Source organism: Spirulina sp. 06S082, from assembly GCF_034932145.1.
Taxonomy (GTDB): Bacteria; Cyanobacteriota; Cyanobacteriia; order Cyanobacteriales; family Spirulinaceae; genus CCY15215.
Window position 1 is genome coordinate 1 of record NZ_JAYGHV010000033.1, and the last position, 16,295, is coordinate 16,295.

The following is a 16,295-nucleotide window of genomic DNA, read 5'->3' on the forward strand; positions in this document are numbered from 1 at the left end:
TGTCCGGTATGGGCATGATGTCCGGTGCAGGAATGATGTCCGGTATGGGATTAGAAACCATGTCTGGAGTGGGCATGATGTCGGGTATGGGCATGATGTCCGGTGCAGGTCTCACTATGTCCGGTGTCGGTATGTCTGGCGCGGGTCTCACTATGTCCGGTGTCGGTATGTCGGGTATGGGCATGATGTCCGGTATGGGGATGATGTCCGGTATGGGACTAGAAACCATGTCTGGAGTGGGCATGATGTCGGGTATGGGCATGATGTCCGGTGCAGGTCTCACCATGTCGGGTATGGGGATGTCTGGCGCGGGATTAACCATGTCGGGTATGGGGATGTCTGGCGCGGGATTAACCATGTCGGGTATGGGCATGATGTCCGGTGCAGGATTAACTATGTCTGGTGCAGGATTAACTATGTCCGGTGCAGGATTAACTATGTCCGGTGCAGGATTAACTATGTCTGGTGCAGGATTAACTATGTCTGGTGCGGGAATGTCTGGTGTTGGTTTTTCCGCTTCGGCACCCCCCATCCGTCCTCGCAAATTTTGGTTGGTTGCTGATGCAGAATTAATTATCTATGGTGCAACCGAACCCGATGCTGTTGTCACCATTGGCGGTAAACCCATCAAACTCAATCCCGATGGAACATTCCGCTTTCAAATGTCTTTCCAAGATGGTCAACTGGATTATCCCATCATGGCAGTTGCAGCAGATGGGGAACAAACTCGTTCCATCCACATGAATTTCAATCGCGAAACACCTTCGCGTAAAACCAATACGAAAGAAGATGCTACTTTAGAGTGGTTTTAATGGGAATTTCTGGTAAAAGTTAAATCTTTCCCCGGCCTTGGGTCGGGGTTTTTTGTTGTTGGCGATCGCATGGTATATTTGCAAAATCCATCACTTATAACTCGCTATTCATGTTGCAGTTTTTTACCAAATTGGGTTATCTCTGTCGGGAATCTTTATTCAGTTTGCGACGGGGGGGCTGGATGAATTGGGCTGCAATTAGTACCGTGACGGTTCTCCTCTTTTTGTTTGGCGTGTGCTTGCAAACATCTTGGCAATTAGATTCATTACTCGATCATTTTGGTAATCAATTGGAAATTTCCGTCTATCTCCAACCCGAAACTCAGGGAGAAACTGTGATGCCGATGGTACGAGTTATCCCTCATATTAAGGATGTGCGGACAATCCCCAAGGAACGTGCCTGGCAATCTTTACTGGAAGAATTAGGAATTGGTGATGTTGAAGAAGCAACCGAACAATTGGAAGGAAATCCTTTAGTTGATGAGTTGAAGGCGATCGCGGACAATGCTCAAAAGGTTCCTGAAATTGTGGCAGAATTGGATAGAATACCGGGGGTCGATCGCATTGTTTATGTGAATGAAGCACGAGAGAGATTGCAACAAATTCAACAAGGTTTGAGTTGGATCGGAATTGTTTTAACCAGCATTCTTTCTTTAACGGCGATCGCCGTAATTACTACGACTCTGAATTTAATTGCTGTAGCACGACGCAATGAGTTAGAAATTATGCAACTGGTGGGAGCAACTAAAGTTTGGATATTTCTTCCTTTTATTTTTCAAGGGGTTATTTTTGGTTTGGTTGGGGGTGGATTGGCTTTAGCTTTAATTACTACGTTAAGAACCCTTTTATCTAATCTTTTCTTTGTGCAAACAGATTTCCTCAATTTCCTCACTGAAGGTCTAAAATTAAGTGCTTTGCAATTAACTCTTTTGCCTATTATTATTTTTACTTTGGGAATTTCTGTGGGTATGGTGGGCAGTTTTTTGGCAATTCGTCGTTTCTCTTTTCGTTAGTGATTAATTTAGCTACTGGTTAAGAGTGTCCAATAATAATTTAAAAGTTCGTTTGTTTGGTTATCTAATGTAATAATTTCTTCACATAAACTTAGTATTTGTGGGGAGGGAAACAGAATCGGATTTTGTTGAAATTGCCGTGGTAATAACTTAAAAGCAGCTTCGCTAGGAGTTCCAAAACTCAAACGTTGAGACAGTTCTGCTAATAATGAGGGTTGCAATATAAAATTAATCCAATCATAACTTCCTGCAATATTAGGGGCTGTTTTGGGAATAACAATAGCATCAACTGCAAAAGCAGAACCACTGGCTGGAATGACAAAAACTAAATCTTCATGTTCTCGAGTCATTCTATTCGCTTCATCAGAATAACACATGGCGATCGCAATATCTCCTGTTAAAATTTGCGTTTTCCACCCATCTGTGGTAAAGGTAGCGATCGCGCTTTTTAACTGTTGCAATTTCTCATAGGCTGCTTTAATTTCCTCGGGACTTGTAGAATTATAAGAGCATCCTAATGATTTTAAAGCCATTCCCATTACCTCTCGAATATCATTAACCAATGTAATTCTTTTGGAAAACTCTTTTTTATATTTCCAGAGGTCATTCCAGTCTTGCGGCGGTTCTTTGACTTGAGTTCGATTATAAATCAATCCTGTTACACCCCAAGCAACGGGAATACTGTGACGATTTTGGCGATCGTAAGCAGGATTTTTAAATTGCGGAAATAGTTGCTCTAAGCCGGAAAACTTAGATTTATCCAGTTCTATCAATAAGCCTAATTGAATCATTTTTTCAACCATATAACTTGAGGGGTAAATAATACTATATTCTCCTCCTCCACTGGCTTGAAAACGAGCCAACATTGTTTCATTAGAATCAAAAACATTAGCAGTGCCATGAATTCCCGTTTCTCTAGCAAATTGTTGCAACAATTCATCATCAACAAAAGCTGCCCAAGTATAAATATATAGCTCATTCAAGGATTGGGAAATTGCAGAATTATCTTGTATTTTGGCTAAAGTCCAGCCGCATCCCGAGAGCAATAAATTTAGCAAACAAATCCCAGATTTTGTTAAAAATTGGCGGCGCTGCATTAATACTATTTCCATGAGTAACCATCAATTCTTCTGTAGGGACGTTGCACGCAACGTCCCTACAGGATTTCTGGTGTTCGTGTTAAAAGGGTTTATTTCCCGTTAAACAACCCAAAAACCCAGTTGACGCAATGCGATCGCTACCTGTCCAACCAATTGATTTAAAACCGTGTAAAAAATCAAATTGACGAAGATTTCTAAGAACTCTAACCCTCCGATTGCCCCATCCATGAAAATTGTCTTAACCCGAACTGACGTTATTATTAGAATTTGATATTACAGTTCAAAATCATCATAGTAATAGGGACGAACGCGAGAAGAAAAACCAGATGCTTTGAATTTCTCGAGTTGTAGGGGGGTAGCTTGATTGGCTGCAACAGAAATTCTGATTTCAAATTCACTCTCTCCTGGAGGAATAGAGGGAATTGTGCCGACACGACTGCGATTTTCCATGACGTTATTGCCATTTTTGTCGTAAATCAGTCCAAAGACATCCGCATCGACGACATATTTACTGGAAGTATTCACGGCAGTTCCAGTAATTAAAAAACAGTTTACTTTTTGACTGCTTCCACTGGCCATCATTCCCTCGGCTAACTCTGCCGGGCATTCTCGATAATCGAGATTGTTCAGTTGGACTTGAGTTAAAGCCAGACTTTCTGGCGCGATCGCGAAACTGGCAATCCATAATAAAATGGCGATCGAGGCGATCGCTAAAGTTCTAAATTTCATTCAATAACCTCCGTTGGGGAAATAACCCCAACTATTATCTGGCTAAAAATCAGTATCTCAAACAACCATTAATCAAGATTGAGAGATGCTATCCCCTCTAAAGAGGTATCGAGTTCCATGCGCTGTTCCATGCGACGCAGGAAATATCCCGTCATCATGGCAGAGGCTAAAATGTTAGCCATGTTATCGCGATCGGTCACGATTTGAACATTAAAATCTTCAGACGGTAACATCCCGACCAAACCCTGCACGTTTTGGGAAATAATCTGTTTAATTTCGGGGGTTGCAGACTGAGCAATTTGTTCGAGTATTTCGGGCTTTTGCTGTTTGAGATACTGCAAGAGGATGTTGCTAATCTCTGATTCTTCTACTTCGGAATAAAAAATATTAGGATTAAATACCATCAGAATCCTTAAAGAGCTTAACTGCGCTTATTCTACTCTAAACCATCTTGACAAAAATCGTGCGGCGATCGCAGGGTATTTTGGCAAGATTTTGATACAGGGGGTAAGAAATATTATTCTTCACAATCGCTGTTCTCCTCTTCCAGATTGACTTGTGTTAAGATTTGCGACAGTTCGTCAACTTCAAAATATTGCTGAAATCTCTCGGTCACTTCTAACCAAAAAGAACGCCCTTCTGCTTGACGACGTTTGCGGACAAAGCCAAATTGTACCAGTTCTTGCACCTGTTGATAAGCACTACTGCCCCTCAATTCGATCAATTCGGTTTGCAGGATGGGAGATTTGAGGGCGATCGCGGCGAGGGTTCGCAAAGCACCAATTCCCAATTCTGCGGGGACAAGGTGGTGCAAAAGGTCTTGGAAGGTTTCCCGCAGTTGCAGGCTATACCCGCTTGGAGTATCGGCAATTTCTAAAGCACTGTCTCGGTGGGCATAATCGTCCATCAGTTCGAGAAGGGCATCTTTGGCTTCTTTGCGGGAAATCCCCGCACATTCCGCGATCGCCGCTAGACCCATCGGCTGACCTTTCAGATATAAAATCGCTTCAATTTGTGTGGCGAGACGCATTATCAAGGAACAATTATCAATGAAGAGAGGGAAGGAGAGAACAGGAATTAGCTAATCTCGCTAATCTAGTTGATGTCCGGTCAGTTTAACAAAGATATCTTCTAGATTGGATTCTCGGATGGTGATGCCGATTTTGTTGGAGAGGGATTCAAGATAAGTATTAGCGGCTTCTAGGGTGGGAAAGAATTGCGATTCAAGGCGATCGCCGATCTGTTTAATGGCTAATCCTTCTCCATATTTACTTTTAAATTCTGCTAATGTTCCCAATTCGATCAATTTTCCACTATCCATAATGCCGATGCGATCGCATAAAAATTCCACTTCTTCCATATAGTGACTGGTTAATAATACTGTCATACCTTGGCGGTTTAAATCGCGAATCATCTCCCAGAGACGGCGACGGTTTTGGGGATCGAGTCCGACGGTGGGTTCGTCTAAAAAGAGGATTTTGGGTTCGTGGAGAAGGGCGCGGGCAATTTGTAAGCGGCGTTTCATGCCCCCAGACAGGGTTTTCACGAGGGATTTGCGGCGATCGCTCAAATCGACGTATTCTAGCCAGCGATCGATGCGTTGTTGGCGATCGGCTTTGGGAATGTGGTGCATCCGTCCGTGAAATTCCAGATTTTCCCAGACGGTGAGATCCGCATCGACGCTGGTTTGTTGCAGGACAACTCCGATACTGCGTCGAACTAGATCGCTTTGGCGGCGCACGTTATAGCCTGCTACTTCTATCTCTCCTTCTGTGGGTTGAGTCAGGGTAATAATACTGCGAATCGTGGTGGATTTTCCCGCCCCATTCGGTCCCAGGAGTCCAAACATCTCCCCAGATTTAATCTCGAAGGAGAGGCGATCGACTACGGGAATTTTATTGTAGATTTTGGAAACATCTTTGAGAGTGACAGCGCCCATAAATTTAAAACATGGGCGCATTGCGTGCGCCCCTACGGTAGCGAAATTGACTAATTCGTTATTGTCACCGATTTTGGCGATCGCTGCAAATCTAAATGTTAATCCAGAGAAACCAAAACTGACCCATTGTTGCGCTATAGCGGTGGCGATCGCTTCTTTCCAGGATGACAGTTTCTGAAACTGACCCATTGCTTATACCCACTCCTAAAAATTCCGTCATAGTGAGATTGTTCTGACATCAATTCAACTGTGAAAACGATTCCTTCTCTTTTAATTGCACTGCGATTTCTTATTGCCCCCTTACTCTTAGCAGATGCCTTAGATGGTAGCATCACACCTTGGTTTCTTGTTGGTTTTTTTGTCGCTTTCCTCTCGGATATTTTTGATGGTATCATTGCCCGCCGCCTCAAAGTTAGTACCCCTCAACTCCGACAAGCCGATAGTTGGGCGGATTTATCTCTTTACGGCTGCATAGCCATCAGTGCGCTTCACCTTTACTCTCCTTTAATCTCTCCTTTCTTGATACCTCTCTCCAGCTTGCTTTTCGCACAATTGGCATTATTTGCCCTTAATCTGCTCAAATATGGCAAAATGCCCAGCTATCACGGCTATTCTGCCAAACTTTGGGGCATTACCTTGGGTCTGGCGATCGCGGCATTATTTGGCTTTGGACAAACGGGAATCTTTTTCTGGTTGGCGATCGCGGCGGGTTGGTTCAATACTCTCGAAGAAATCCTGATGACATTAATCTTACCCCAGTGGAGTCACGATATACCGAGCTTTTTTCATGCTCTTGAAAGAGTTCGCACAACGGCTTAAATTCACTGGAAAATAGGGCAAACTCTCAATTATCGGTTGCCTTGAAAAAAAAAGAAATGGATCGTAAACTATATCTAGCGATCGAAAATTGAGACTTACGAAGATTTTTTCACTCGACAATTTATTCAAAGCGCATTGCAGGAATATCAAGTTAAATTATTGATTTTTGATGCTGTTATGGAGGAAATCCTGTTATGGAAAGAGTAAACTATCCCCAATTAATTCAAGATATCTTAAAAAATCATTCTGCTAACGATCTTGCTAATGGTACAGAAATTCAATTACTTTTTGATACTGAACGACATCATTATCAAGTATTACATATTGGCTGGACGCAGCAACGAAAGCGAGTTTATGGAATCGTTATTCACGTTGATATTAAAGAAAATTTCATTTGGGTTCAAAGAGATGGAACAGAGATCGGCATTGCGAATGAACTCTTAGAGGCAGGTGTTCCCAAACAAGATATCGTGTTGGGATTTCATTCCCCGTATAAACGACAATTTACAGAATTTGCAATGGGTTAAACGCGATCGCCGCAGGAAAATATGAATAATCTTATCATTACAGTCAAAATGGGGCGATCGATGCTTGATAATGAATTATTAATAAGTGAAAATTGATAATCTATTGGTTATGAGTACAACCCCAGAATACATTCTCGCCCTTGACTTAGGAACGACAGGAAACCGCGCTATTCTCTTCAATCGAGATGGTAATGTCGTCAGTCAAGCCTATAAAGAATTACCCCAATATTATCCTCATCCTGGCTGGTTAGAACACGATGGGATGGAAATTTGGCGGGATACTCGAGAAATGACCGAGAAGGTGCTGATCGATACGGATACGAAATTTTCCCAAGTTGGTGCGATCGGCTTGACAGTACAGCGAGAAACCTGTTTGCTATGGGATAAAACTACAGGAAAACCTTTTCATAAGGCGATCGTTTGGCAGGATCGACGCACGACTTCTTTATGTAACGAACTCACAAAACAAGGCAAAGCGGAAGAGATTCAAGAAAAAACGGGACTTGTTTTAGATGCTTACTTTTCCGCAACAAAATTGGCCTGGTTATTGGACTGGCTGAAAACAGAACAGCCTGATGTCAATATGGAAAATGTTTTGGCAGGAACCGTTGATACTTGGGTATTATGGAATCTGACCGGAGGTAAAGTTCACGCCACCGATCGCAGTAATGCCAGTCGGACAATGTTGATGAATTTGGCCTCTGGGACTTGGGATCTGACTTTATTAGATTTATTTGGCATTCCCTCACACATTATGCCGGAAATTAAACCTTCTATGGGAGAATTTGGGCGCACGGATTTGGATTTATTTGGGGCAGAAATTCCCGTTACTGCCATTTTTGGGGATCAACAGGCAGCTTTATTCGCGCATGGATGCGATCGCCCTGGCTTGCTCAAATGCACCTATGGGACGGGCTGTTTTTTAGTCGCCCAAGCGGGGACAGAACTAACGCGATCGCAAAGTCGTCTTCTCTCTACTGTGGCGTGGACAACGGAGACAGAAACAAAGTACGCCCTAGAAGCGGCTATGTTCACCACAGGAGCCTGTATTCAGTGGTTGCGGGATGGATTGAATTTGATTCAATCTGCGGCGGAAACAGAGGCTTTGGCACGTCAAGCAGGAGATAATAATGGGGTCTACTTCGTGCCAGCATTAAGCGGTTTGGGGGCTCCCCATTGGGATATGAATGCAAGGGGCTCTTTTCAAGGAATTACGGGAGGGGTAAAGCGAGAACATATCGTGCGATCGGTTTTAGAATCTATTGCTTATCAAGTTAAAGAAGCGGTGGAAGCCATGAATAAAGATGCGACTAATCCTGTTTCTCTTTTAAAAGTGGATGGCGGTGCATCGAAAAACGACTTTTTAATGCAGTTTCAAGCGGATGTTTTGGGGATTCCTGTGGAACGTCCTGCGGTTCAAGATGCTACCGCGCAGGGGGCTGCTTTTGGGGCAGGACTGGCGATCGGCTTTTGGGAGAGTTATGACAGCGTTATCGCCAAGCGAGAGATCGATCGCACGTTTACCCCAGGAGAGGGGCAAACTCAAGCACAAGAAGGCTTTCAAGTATGGTTGCGGGCGGTAGAACGGGCAAAAAATTGGCTTGTGGATTAAGTTAGGGTAAGGCATAAAAGCCGAGGTGATTGGCAATGGGTCGCTGACGTAGGGGAATGCGCGTATGTATGGGGGTATTGAGCGATCGCATTTCCCCTTCTTTTACAACTACTAAGGTAGCAGATCCGCCACCATCTAAAATTAGGGCGCGATCGCTGCCCAATTCCAGTAAAATTTTAGTGAGTTCGGGAAATGTGACTCCCTCACTATAAAAGGGCTGGCGACCGTCGATCGCCACGATCCAGAGTTTTTTTCCTTGGCGATCGACTCCTACAGCCATGCGAGGATATAAATCGGTTAATTCTCGGCCTTGATACTGACGTGCGGGTTTGCCCTCTAAGATGAGAATATAGCCCCCGGCTAACCCCTGTAGAGTATCAGAGGGACAGCGATCGCTTTCTATGGTTGCGCGGTTTTGGGGAGAAAAACAGAGAACATTCCAGCCGCCTTGAGGGGATGAATAAGCTATCCCGTCAGAAATAGATTGACCTAAAACATTAACGCGATCGCCGCTTTTCGGATAAAAATCTAAAGGATGTTTGGTATAAAATGGTTGAAAATAGCTACCATTAATCGCCAGTTGCAGTTGCTGGGTTTTAAGAAAATCTCCTGTTGTTTGTGCGTTAAATTCCTTCCCATCTTTAGCAGGAGATCCGGGTGTTACTAAAACTTGAACTCCGGCTACAGTTAAATCGATGGTCACAACATGAACGAGAAAAGGACGCGGTTGAGAATAGGGAATGCGCTGATAAGAAATGCCTTGAAAAAGTTGTTCTTGGTATGGCGATCGAGGCGATCGCCTCAATAATAAAACACCGTAAGTTAACACAATAGTGCCAATCATTCCAGAAAAAAGATAAAGAAATATTACTATCCATTGTTTTATAGGGATTTTCATGTATTTTCTGGAAACAATTTCCTTTTCATCAATAAAAATAATAATGCGATCGCGCACTACCTCGAGTAGGACTTGTTCGATCAGTTCATTGAACAGTTCTCCCGCGCAGTCCCCATCTAAAATCTTAATAGCGATCGCAATCTACATAAAAATAATAAAACTTCACTTTTTGGGCAGTCTTAAATTTTCTTCTTTACTTATCACGCGCAGTTTAGCAACACAATTATGATAATCAATAAACTTTTGTTCGATATCTTTATCAACAAACTCTCTACCAGTTAGTCCATCAATTTTTTCGTTCAATTCAACTTTTTGAAGATCGATTTGATAATCTTCAATAAAACTATAAAGTTTTTCTAGCCATTGTTTCTTTTACATTTAAAGTGCGATCGCCGATCGCATAGGATGTGTTGGCGACAGCGTAACGATCTTGTGGTTTAGCGATCATTGTGCCAGTGCAGCCCATTCTGTAGCGCGATCGCGTTCCTGTTGTATTGTTAAAATAAACAGATGTAGGCGATCGCATTTTCCCAAGGATAAATCAGCATAGCCAAATTTTTCACTCAAACGATGAATTATGCGAGGGTTTCCGGACAATAGCCCAAACCGCGAGTAAATTGACGGCGAAATGCTTCGATATCGGTTTGATCGGGATCGCCGTGAGAGACCACAGCCACTTGATAGCGACGCATTACCTCAATGGGAGATTGTCCGGTTTCCAGACTCCACAGCGCCATTTGAATGCGAATATCAGGTTCGTAGGGAATACCCAGTTCATTCATATAAGCGGTAAAATCTCCGTGCTTTTCCGGAGTGATGGGATCGCCGAGTTTAATCCGCAAGATCCAACCATCAATTTGATGAATGACTGTGACAAACTCAACGGATAAATGAGGCGAATTCAAGAGATGTTCGTTAACTCGCAGGGTTAAGCTGGCATTGGCGAGGAAATAAAGATAATACATAGCGCGACAAGATATAGAAGGGGGGTATATCCTTAGTGTCTCGTATCGTTGCAGCAAACTGTAAGGGTAAACCTCCCCCACTTGTTATGGGTGGAATTACCCAACTTTACGAAGATTGTGTGGAGAATCCTCAAGAATTAGCGCAGCAGTTTGCCCTCTCTAACCTAAAATTGCTATTGACTGTCAATCTGCCATTCCCAATATGACGATCGCAACGGATCGGCTTTTATCCAGCTATCAGTACGAATTACCTCGGGAGTTAATTGCTCAAACTCCCATGACTCCGCGAGATCGGTCCCGCTTGGCGATCGTTGACTCCCCCACAACTCACCATCACGGTATTTTCAAGGATTTACCGAATTGGTTGCAACCAGGGGATTTATTGATTTTCAATAATACTCGCGTTCTACCTGCCCGTCTTTTCGGTCGCAAATCAACGGGGGCTCCTGTAGAAATTTTGCTCTTGCGAGAAGAGGGGGAAAATTGCTGGCTGGCTTTAGTCAAACCGGGTAAACGCTTTAAAATCGGCAGTGAAATTTGTTTTCGGCCAGAAGGGGAGACGGAGGGGGCGATCGAACTTTGGGCCAAAACTGTCGATCGCGATCCGACAACGGGGGGGCGTTTATTAGAATTTCGCGTTCCCGAGGGGCATTCTTTCTTGGAAATCGTGGACAAAATCGGACAAATTCCTTTTCCTCCTTACATTACTTCTCGGTCGGCTCTCCCGGAGCAATACCAAACGATTTATGCTAAAACACCGGGTGCGGCGGCGGCACCTACCGCAGGGCTGCATTTTACGGAAGAACTTTTACAGCGATTAAGCGATCGCGGTATTGCTCAAACTTATATTACTTTGCACGTTGGTGTAGGGACATTTCGCCCAGTGGAGGTGGAGGATATTACCCAACATCAGATGCACTCGGAATGGGTGGAGGTAAGTGAGGAAACTGTAGAGAAGATTAAACAAACGCGGGCGGCGGGTGGACGGGCGATCGCGGTGGGTACGACGGCGATCCGGGCTTTAGAGGGGGTTGCAACGATACAAAATGTCACGGGAGAGGAAAGAATTCTACAAGAAGCCTTTTCCGGTCATGTTAATTTATTTATTTACCCAGGTTATCAGTGGAAAATTGTTGATGGCGCAATTACCAATTTTCACCTACCGGGGTCGAGTTTATTAATGTTAATTTCGGCTTTAATTGGACGAGAAAGACTTTTGGCTTTATATGCAGAGGCGATCGCCCAAGAATATCGTTTTTATTCTTTCGGAGATGCCATGTTGATTTTACCGGAAGCTGTCTCTCCTATGCTCCAACAAAACAGCCTTCAACAGTCGCTTTAACTGACTCAGCGAGTGCCTGGAAATCGTAGCCTCCTTCTAAGCCATAGACAACGCGGCGAGTAATTTGCAAACTATATTCAGTGAAAAGGCGATAATCAAAGGATTCGAGACTCATCCCAGCCAGAGGATCGGCTTTATTCGCATCATATCCCGCACTGACAATGAGGAGATCGGGGGAGAAATTCTTTAAAAAAGGCAAAACTTTCTCAGTAAATGCGGCTTGATATTCAATTAGGGTATTGCCTGGAGACATGGGAAGATTGAGAACATTGTCGTGCATTCCTTGTTCTTCTGCCCTTCCTGTCCCTGGATAGCAGGGAAACTGATGCAAGGAACAATAAGCCAGTTGGGGATGATTCTCGATAATGTGCTGGGTTCCATTACCGTGATGAACATCCCAGTCAAGAATGGCAACTCTTTCAATATTAGGCTGTTCTAGGGCGTAGTAAGCGGCGATCGCCGCATTAGAAAATAAGCAAAATCCCATAGCGCGATCGCGTTCGGCATGATGTCCGGGGGGACGTGCTAAAACTAAAGCGGGATTATCGGTTGCTAAAGCAAGATCGACTCCATCTAACCACCCATTAACTGCCAGCAGGGCGACTTCGTAACTCTGGGAAGAAACGGGAGTATCGAGATCTAACCCAATATTCTCCTCAGCCGCTAATTTAACGCGATCGAGATGGTGTTGTGGATGCACCTTAAGCAGCCAAGGGATCGCATTTCGTTCTTTAAGGGGAGTTGGTTCTTGCCATTGTAGGCGATCGCGCCATGAAGCCTTTTTCAGTGCCTCGACAATTGCTGTTAAGCGCTGGGGACACTCGGGGTGAGAATATCCGGTATCGTGTTCGAGAAAGCGATCGGAATAAATAACGGGGAGTTTCATCATTTCATCAAAATTTATTGTTCAACGGCATCATCACCAAGGATACTAGAGCTTTTAAAGACATGAAAAAAACTATACTCCCTCGCTGCCTTGGCTGCGCTTCTCGCTCCGAAGTCGCACAAAGAGACAGATTATCAATAAAATTGTTGCAGGGATAGGAGGATAGGGCAAAAATCCGGTCAGTGCGATTAACACTGCAAAAAACAGTAGAAACGACCCATCAACATTGCGTAGGATATAACGATCGCGTACCAGCCATAATCCAACCACATAGAGGGCGATGGGAAGTGCGATCGCGAAAGCTGCAATTTCAGGATGACCATTGGCTCCATGTTCCCCAGCGATCGCCTCGATCGCCACACCCAAACCCGCACCAACTGCAGGACCCGAAGCAAAAACCAAAAAATGTCCGTAACCCCAGATAAACGTTCGCTTGAATTCTACCGTTTCGAGATGATCTTCCTCACAAAAATAAAGCCACCAGAGAGAAAAGGTAATAATCGTGCCGCAAAGGGCAAGAATGAGCAAAGAGGCATTCAAATCGTCAGTAAATGCAGTTTCAAGAGCGATCGTACTGCTTAAAAGAACTTCTCCCAAAACAATGATATTTAAAAGACCAAAACGCTCGATGATATGATGCCGATGCCAGTGAGTATTGGCCGCTTTTTCGGCATACCAAGGCACAAACAGTTCGCCAACCGCAGCCAAAGCAAAGAAAATAAAGAATAAAATGCTACCAGGCTCAAACGCAAAAATAACGATCGCCCACCCGACTTGGAGAATAATCTGTCCGAGGGTATAGCGTGCGGCAGTGATGCGAAGGTGTGAATTTGCGCCTCCTGCACGCCACCACAGGACTGCGATAGCAAGACGCATGATGACATAACCCATAAACCCATACACTAACTTCTGTTCCCCAAAGAAGCTGGGTAAATTAGCCGCCACCAGCATTGCACCGAACATCATCACCATCACATTAATCCGATAGCCTGCATCGTCATTATCAAAACTGGAAGCAAACCAAGTGAATAGATTCCAAGGCCACCAAACGGCAAAAAATGCCATTGTAAATTGAATGATACCGATCGCAATGTGACCCGCCGAGATTTCGTGACTCAAACCATGAGCCGCCGCCGCGATCGCAATGACAATCACAAGATCGAACAAAAGCTCGAGAGGTGTTGCTGCGCGGTGTTCCTCATGGCGATCGCGAGCCAGCAAAGGGCGAATATGTTGTTGCAGTTTCTCTCTCATTTTTAACTGTGGTGATGAACAGTACGCATTCTGCTCAGTCTTATTTGAAAATAAGATCAATGGGACTTAAGCAGTACCGGGCATCTTGCCCGAACTACCCTAAAGATAGAATACGGTAGGAGAGACAAGGCATGGTCTCTCCGAAGGCGATCGCCGCGATCGCCTTCTCAACTCCCTCTCTCCTGTCTGTTTGCGAATTCAACTTTATCTTCCTCGTTTCCCGTTCCCCGTTCCCTGTAAGATTAAGAAAAGCAATTTACGGGAGAAAAGCGAGCGGGTGGAGAAAGGAACGCTGATTGAATTTAGGTTGCACGGAGAACGTCGGCTCGCCGTCGCGGATCGTCCTGAAGGGAAAAAGAACTGGCTCTTTATTGATGAAAAGGGTCAGTCTCACGCTCTCAAACCCCAACGTATTGACTATGAAATTGCCCGAGGCTATGAAGTGAAGGATATTCCCAACTTTCTGGCCGCCATCAAACCTTACCTCGATCCGGCAAACTTAGAAGTGGCTTGGGAATTGTTGGTGGAAGATGGAGAAGGAGTCACTCCCGCAGATTTGGCGCAACTTCTTTACTCGGAAGATACGCCGACGGTGTGTTATGCCGCTTATGTCCTGTTGGCAGAAGATAAAATTTATTTCAAACGCAAAGCGGAAACTTATGAACCTCGCCCCAGCAGTCAAGTTGAGGAAATTAAACACCAAATTGCCGTTCAAGAACAGCGCCAACGCGATCGCGAAGAATTTTTAGAACGACTCAAACAAAGTCTTGCGGGAGAAACCGTGACCTGGCAAGATGGCGATCGCCCGCGTTTGGAGTCTCTCGAAAAATTTGTCCTCCAACCTGACAAAAATCACCGTCTCGCCCAAGAAATCCTCGCGACTCTCGATCGCCCCCAAACTGCCGAGGCGGCCTTTAAACTCTTAGTAGAATTGGGTCGATGGTCGATTCACGAAAACTTATTCCTTCGGCGGAGTGCTTATCCCGTGCAGTTTGCTCAACCTATTCTTGATGTTGCCCGAGATCGTTTAATCTCTCCCCCCGAGGATCGCGATGGCGATCGCCTCGATTTAACCCATCTTAAGGTTTACACCATCGACGACGCAGCCACCGAAGAAATTGACGACGGTTTGAGTGTTGAGGTGACGGCGCAAGGAAGCCAAAAATTATGGATTCACATTGCCGATCCCACTCGCCTCATTACTTTGGGAGATGTACTAGATCTGGAGGCACGCCGCCGCAGTACCAGTTTATATCTTCCCACTGGGACGATTCCCATGTTCCCGAAAGAACTCGCTACGGGTCCAATGAGTTTGGTACAGGGGCAACAATGCGCGGCGCTGAGTTTTGCGGTGGTCTTAAATGAGGATGGCTCTCCCCAAACCTATAGCATTCATGCCAGTTGGATTAAACCCACCTATCGCCTCACTTATGATGATGTGGATGAAATGTTGGAGTTGGGAATTCAGGCAGAACTGGAAATCGCTCATTTAGCCAAAGCTGCTTTATTACGGCAACAATGGCGCAAGTCTTGCGGGGCGATCGATATTCGTATGCCGGAATCTTCGATTAAAGTCAAGGAAGATGATGAAATCGCGATCGAGCTTTTAGATGATTCTCTCTCTCGTCAACTCGTGGCGGAAATGATGATTTTAGCCGGGGAAGTGGCGGGATGCTATGGCAAAGATAATAGTTTGGCTTTACCGTTTCGAGGACAACCTCAACCGGAATTACCGCCAGAAGAGGAACTTCTGCAATTACCAGCAGGTCCGGTGCGTTTCTCTGCTATGCGGCGTTGTATGCCTCGCAGTGAAATGGGCATTACCCCCGCCCGTCATGCGGGTTTGGGACTGGATACCTACACTCAAGTTACCTCTCCCATTCGCCGCTATACGGATTTATTGGCTCACTTTCAAATCAAAGCACATTTACGAGGAGAGGAGATTCCTCTCACAGGAGAAGAATTGCAGGCAATTATGTTTAGTGTCACTGCTTCAGCCTATGAAGCGACCCAAGTAGAACGCCAAACCAATCGCTATTGGGGGCTAGAATATTTGCGCCGCAATGCCGATGAGGTTTGGCAAGCAATGATTTTGCGTTGGTTGCGCGAAGATGATGGACTATGTTTGATTTTACTGGAAGATTTGGGCTTAGAATTGCCCCATCGGATTTCTCGATCGGTCGCTTTAGGCGATCGCTTTGAGGTTCAGGTCAGTAGCGCCGATCCGAGGCTTGATACGATTCGTTTCCGAGAGTTAGTCACTTCTGAGTAGTTATATCAAATCCGCATGAATACTATCATTAAAAATCTAGGGAGCGAGACGCTCCCACTACGATAATATTCAATAATTACAGTAGTGCGGGCATCTTGCCCGCTTGTTATACCCATTAACCGGATTT

The 16,295-nt window shown here is 44.7% G+C and carries 19 protein-coding genes and 1 pseudogene; 8 read left to right on the forward strand and 12 right to left on the reverse strand.

The features are described 5' to 3' along the window. Both VB714_RS04565 and VB714_RS04570 read left to right on the forward strand, forming a co-directional pair. Positions 1 to 812, forward strand: a pseudogene (locus VB714_RS04565) (hypothetical protein); the annotation flags it as partial. 110 nt (positions 813 to 922) lie between these two features. After that, entirely contained in the window at positions 923 to 1,825 is a 903-nt protein-coding gene (locus VB714_RS04570) for an ABC transporter permease (protein ID WP_323221631.1), read from the forward strand. A gap of 8 nt (positions 1,826 to 1,833) precedes the next feature. On the opposite strand, the gene VB714_RS04575 is transcribed toward VB714_RS04570, so the two are convergent. The 6 genes from VB714_RS04575 to VB714_RS04600 form a co-directional block, all read right to left on the reverse strand. Further along, positions 1,834 to 2,937, reverse strand: coding sequence for a spermidine/putrescine ABC transporter substrate-binding protein (locus VB714_RS04575; protein WP_323221633.1), 1,104 nt, complete (start codon positions 2,935 to 2,937; stop codon positions 1,834 to 1,836). An 87-nt stretch (positions 2,938 to 3,024) separates the two neighbouring features. Then, on the reverse strand, positions 3,025 to 3,153 hold the full coding sequence (locus tag VB714_RS04580; protein ID WP_323221635.1) for a hypothetical protein: 129 nt from the start codon (positions 3,151 to 3,153) through the stop codon (positions 3,025 to 3,027). Positions 3,154 to 3,198: 45 nt separating this feature from the next. After that, positions 3,199 to 3,654: a hypothetical protein gene (locus tag VB714_RS04585; protein WP_323221636.1), complete on the reverse strand. Its 456-nt coding sequence runs from the start codon at positions 3,652 to 3,654 to the stop codon at positions 3,199 to 3,201. Between the two features lie 68 nt (positions 3,655 to 3,722). After that, the gene (locus VB714_RS04590; protein WP_204103653.1) at positions 3,723 to 4,058 is read right to left on the reverse strand and encodes a DUF760 domain-containing protein; all 336 of its coding nucleotides are present in this window, start codon (positions 4,056 to 4,058) and stop codon (positions 3,723 to 3,725) included. A 113-nt stretch (positions 4,059 to 4,171) separates the two neighbouring features. After that, the gene (gene scpB, locus VB714_RS04595) at positions 4,172 to 4,684 is read right to left on the reverse strand and encodes an SMC-Scp complex subunit ScpB (protein WP_323221639.1); all 513 of its coding nucleotides are present in this window, start codon (positions 4,682 to 4,684) and stop codon (positions 4,172 to 4,174) included. Positions 4,685 to 4,744: 60 nt separating this feature from the next. Then, positions 4,745 to 5,593 (reverse strand): ABC transporter ATP-binding protein, encoded by an 849-nt coding sequence (locus VB714_RS04600; protein ID WP_416309601.1) that lies wholly within the window; start codon positions 5,591 to 5,593, stop codon positions 4,745 to 4,747. A 249-nt stretch (positions 5,594 to 5,842) separates the two neighbouring features. Between VB714_RS04600 and VB714_RS04605 the strand changes: the two genes are divergently transcribed. The 4 genes from VB714_RS04605 (at position 5,843) to glpK (ending at position 8,551) form a co-directional block, all read left to right on the forward strand. Then, positions 5,843 to 6,412, forward strand: a complete 570-nt coding sequence (locus tag VB714_RS04605) for a CDP-alcohol phosphatidyltransferase family protein (RefSeq protein ID WP_323221642.1) — start codon at positions 5,843 to 5,845, stop codon at positions 6,410 to 6,412. An 87-nt stretch (positions 6,413 to 6,499) separates the two neighbouring features. Beyond that, a complete protein-coding gene (locus tag VB714_RS27325) occupies positions 6,500 to 6,619 on the forward strand; it encodes an element excision factor XisH family protein (protein ID WP_416309602.1) in 120 nt (39 codons plus the stop codon). Beyond that, entirely contained in the window at positions 6,607 to 6,939 is a 333-nt protein-coding gene (locus VB714_RS04610; RefSeq protein ID WP_323221644.1) for a XisI protein, read from the forward strand. Before VB714_RS27325 ends, VB714_RS04610 begins: the two co-directional genes overlap by 13 nt. Positions 6,940 to 7,048: 109 nt before the next feature. Beyond that, positions 7,049 to 8,551, forward strand: a complete 1,503-nt coding sequence (gene glpK, locus VB714_RS04615; RefSeq protein WP_416309603.1) for a glycerol kinase GlpK — start codon at positions 7,049 to 7,051, stop codon at positions 8,549 to 8,551. A 1-nt stretch (position 8,552) separates the two neighbouring features. On the opposite strand, the gene VB714_RS04620 is transcribed toward glpK, so the two are convergent. The 4 genes from VB714_RS04620 to VB714_RS04635 all read right to left on the reverse strand — a co-directional run bounded on the left by VB714_RS04620 (position 8,553) and on the right by VB714_RS04635 (position 10,414). Beyond that, positions 8,553 to 9,395 (reverse strand): phosphodiester glycosidase family protein, encoded by an 843-nt coding sequence (locus VB714_RS04620; RefSeq protein ID WP_323221647.1) that lies wholly within the window; start codon positions 9,393 to 9,395, stop codon positions 8,553 to 8,555. Between the two features lie 216 nt (positions 9,396 to 9,611). Next, positions 9,612 to 9,752, reverse strand: coding sequence for a hypothetical protein (locus VB714_RS04625; protein WP_323221649.1), 141 nt, complete (start codon positions 9,750 to 9,752; stop codon positions 9,612 to 9,614). 141 nt (positions 9,753 to 9,893) lie between these two features. Continuing rightward, positions 9,894 to 10,016 (reverse strand): hypothetical protein, encoded by a 123-nt coding sequence (locus VB714_RS04630; protein ID WP_323221651.1) that lies wholly within the window; start codon positions 10,014 to 10,016, stop codon positions 9,894 to 9,896. A gap of 8 nt (positions 10,017 to 10,024) precedes the next feature. Next, positions 10,025 to 10,414, reverse strand: a complete 390-nt coding sequence (locus VB714_RS04635; RefSeq protein ID WP_323221653.1) for a hypothetical protein — start codon at positions 10,412 to 10,414, stop codon at positions 10,025 to 10,027. Between the two features lie 208 nt (positions 10,415 to 10,622). Here VB714_RS04635 and queA point away from each other — a divergent pair, with 208 nt between their 5' ends. Next, positions 10,623 to 11,756, forward strand: a complete 1,134-nt coding sequence (gene queA / locus VB714_RS04640; protein WP_416309604.1) for a tRNA preQ1(34) S-adenosylmethionine ribosyltransferase-isomerase QueA — start codon at positions 10,623 to 10,625, stop codon at positions 11,754 to 11,756. On the opposite strand, the gene VB714_RS04645 is transcribed toward queA, so the two are convergent. Next, positions 11,719 to 12,645, reverse strand: coding sequence for a histone deacetylase (locus VB714_RS04645; RefSeq protein ID WP_323221656.1), 927 nt, complete (start codon positions 12,643 to 12,645; stop codon positions 11,719 to 11,721). The two genes, queA and VB714_RS04645, sit on opposite strands and share 38 nt — an antisense overlap. Positions 12,646 to 12,714: 69 nt before the next feature. Further along, positions 12,715 to 13,896: a low temperature requirement protein A gene (locus VB714_RS04650; protein ID WP_323221658.1), complete on the reverse strand. Its 1,182-nt coding sequence runs from the start codon at positions 13,894 to 13,896 to the stop codon at positions 12,715 to 12,717. Between the two features lie 277 nt (positions 13,897 to 14,173). On the opposite strand from VB714_RS04650, the gene VB714_RS04655 reads away from it, so the two are divergent. Continuing rightward, a complete protein-coding gene (locus VB714_RS04655; protein WP_323221660.1) occupies positions 14,174 to 16,168 on the forward strand; it encodes a ribonuclease R family protein in 1,995 nt (664 codons plus the stop codon). Positions 16,169 to 16,295 lie beyond the last annotated feature (127 nt).

Bases quoted from the DNA above. Each gene is read 5' to 3' on its own strand.
- VB714_RS04585 (WP_323221636.1), bottom strand. From the start codon at position 3,654: ATGAAATTTAGAACTTTAGCGATCGCCTCGATCGCCATTTTATTATGG.
- scpB (WP_323221639.1), bottom strand. From the start codon at position 4,684: ATGCGTCTCGCCACACAAATTGAAGCGATTTTATATCTGAAAGGTCAG.
- VB714_RS04650 (WP_323221658.1), bottom strand. From the start codon at position 13,896: ATGAGAGAGAAACTGCAACAACATATTCGCCCTTTGCTGGCTCGCGAT.
- VB714_RS04600 (WP_416309601.1), bottom strand. From the start codon at position 5,593: ATGGGCGCTGTCACTCTCAAAGATGTTTCCAAAATCTACAATAAAATT.
- VB714_RS04590 (WP_204103653.1), bottom strand. From the start codon at position 4,058: ATGGTATTTAATCCTAATATTTTTTATTCCGAAGTAGAAGAATCAGAG.
- VB714_RS04620 (WP_323221647.1), bottom strand. From the start codon at position 9,395: ATGATTGGCACTATTGTGTTAACTTACGGTGTTTTATTATTGAGGCGA.
- VB714_RS04575 (WP_323221633.1), bottom strand. From the start codon at position 2,937: ATGGAAATAGTATTAATGCAGCGCCGCCAATTTTTAACAAAATCTGGG.
- VB714_RS04580 (WP_323221635.1), bottom strand. From the start codon at position 3,153: ATGGATGGGGCAATCGGAGGGTTAGAGTTCTTAGAAATCTTCGTCAAT.
- VB714_RS04645 (WP_323221656.1), bottom strand. From the start codon at position 12,645: ATGATGAAACTCCCCGTTATTTATTCCGATCGCTTTCTCGAACACGAT.
- glpK (WP_416309603.1), top strand. From the start codon at position 7,049: ATGAGTACAACCCCAGAATACATTCTCGCCCTTGACTTAGGAACGACA.
- VB714_RS04610 (WP_323221644.1), top strand. From the start codon at position 6,607: ATGGAAAGAGTAAACTATCCCCAATTAATTCAAGATATCTTAAAAAAT.
- VB714_RS04635 (WP_323221653.1), bottom strand. From the start codon at position 10,414: ATGTATTATCTTTATTTCCTCGCCAATGCCAGCTTAACCCTGCGAGTT.
- VB714_RS04570 (WP_323221631.1), top strand. From the start codon at position 923: ATGTTGCAGTTTTTTACCAAATTGGGTTATCTCTGTCGGGAATCTTTA.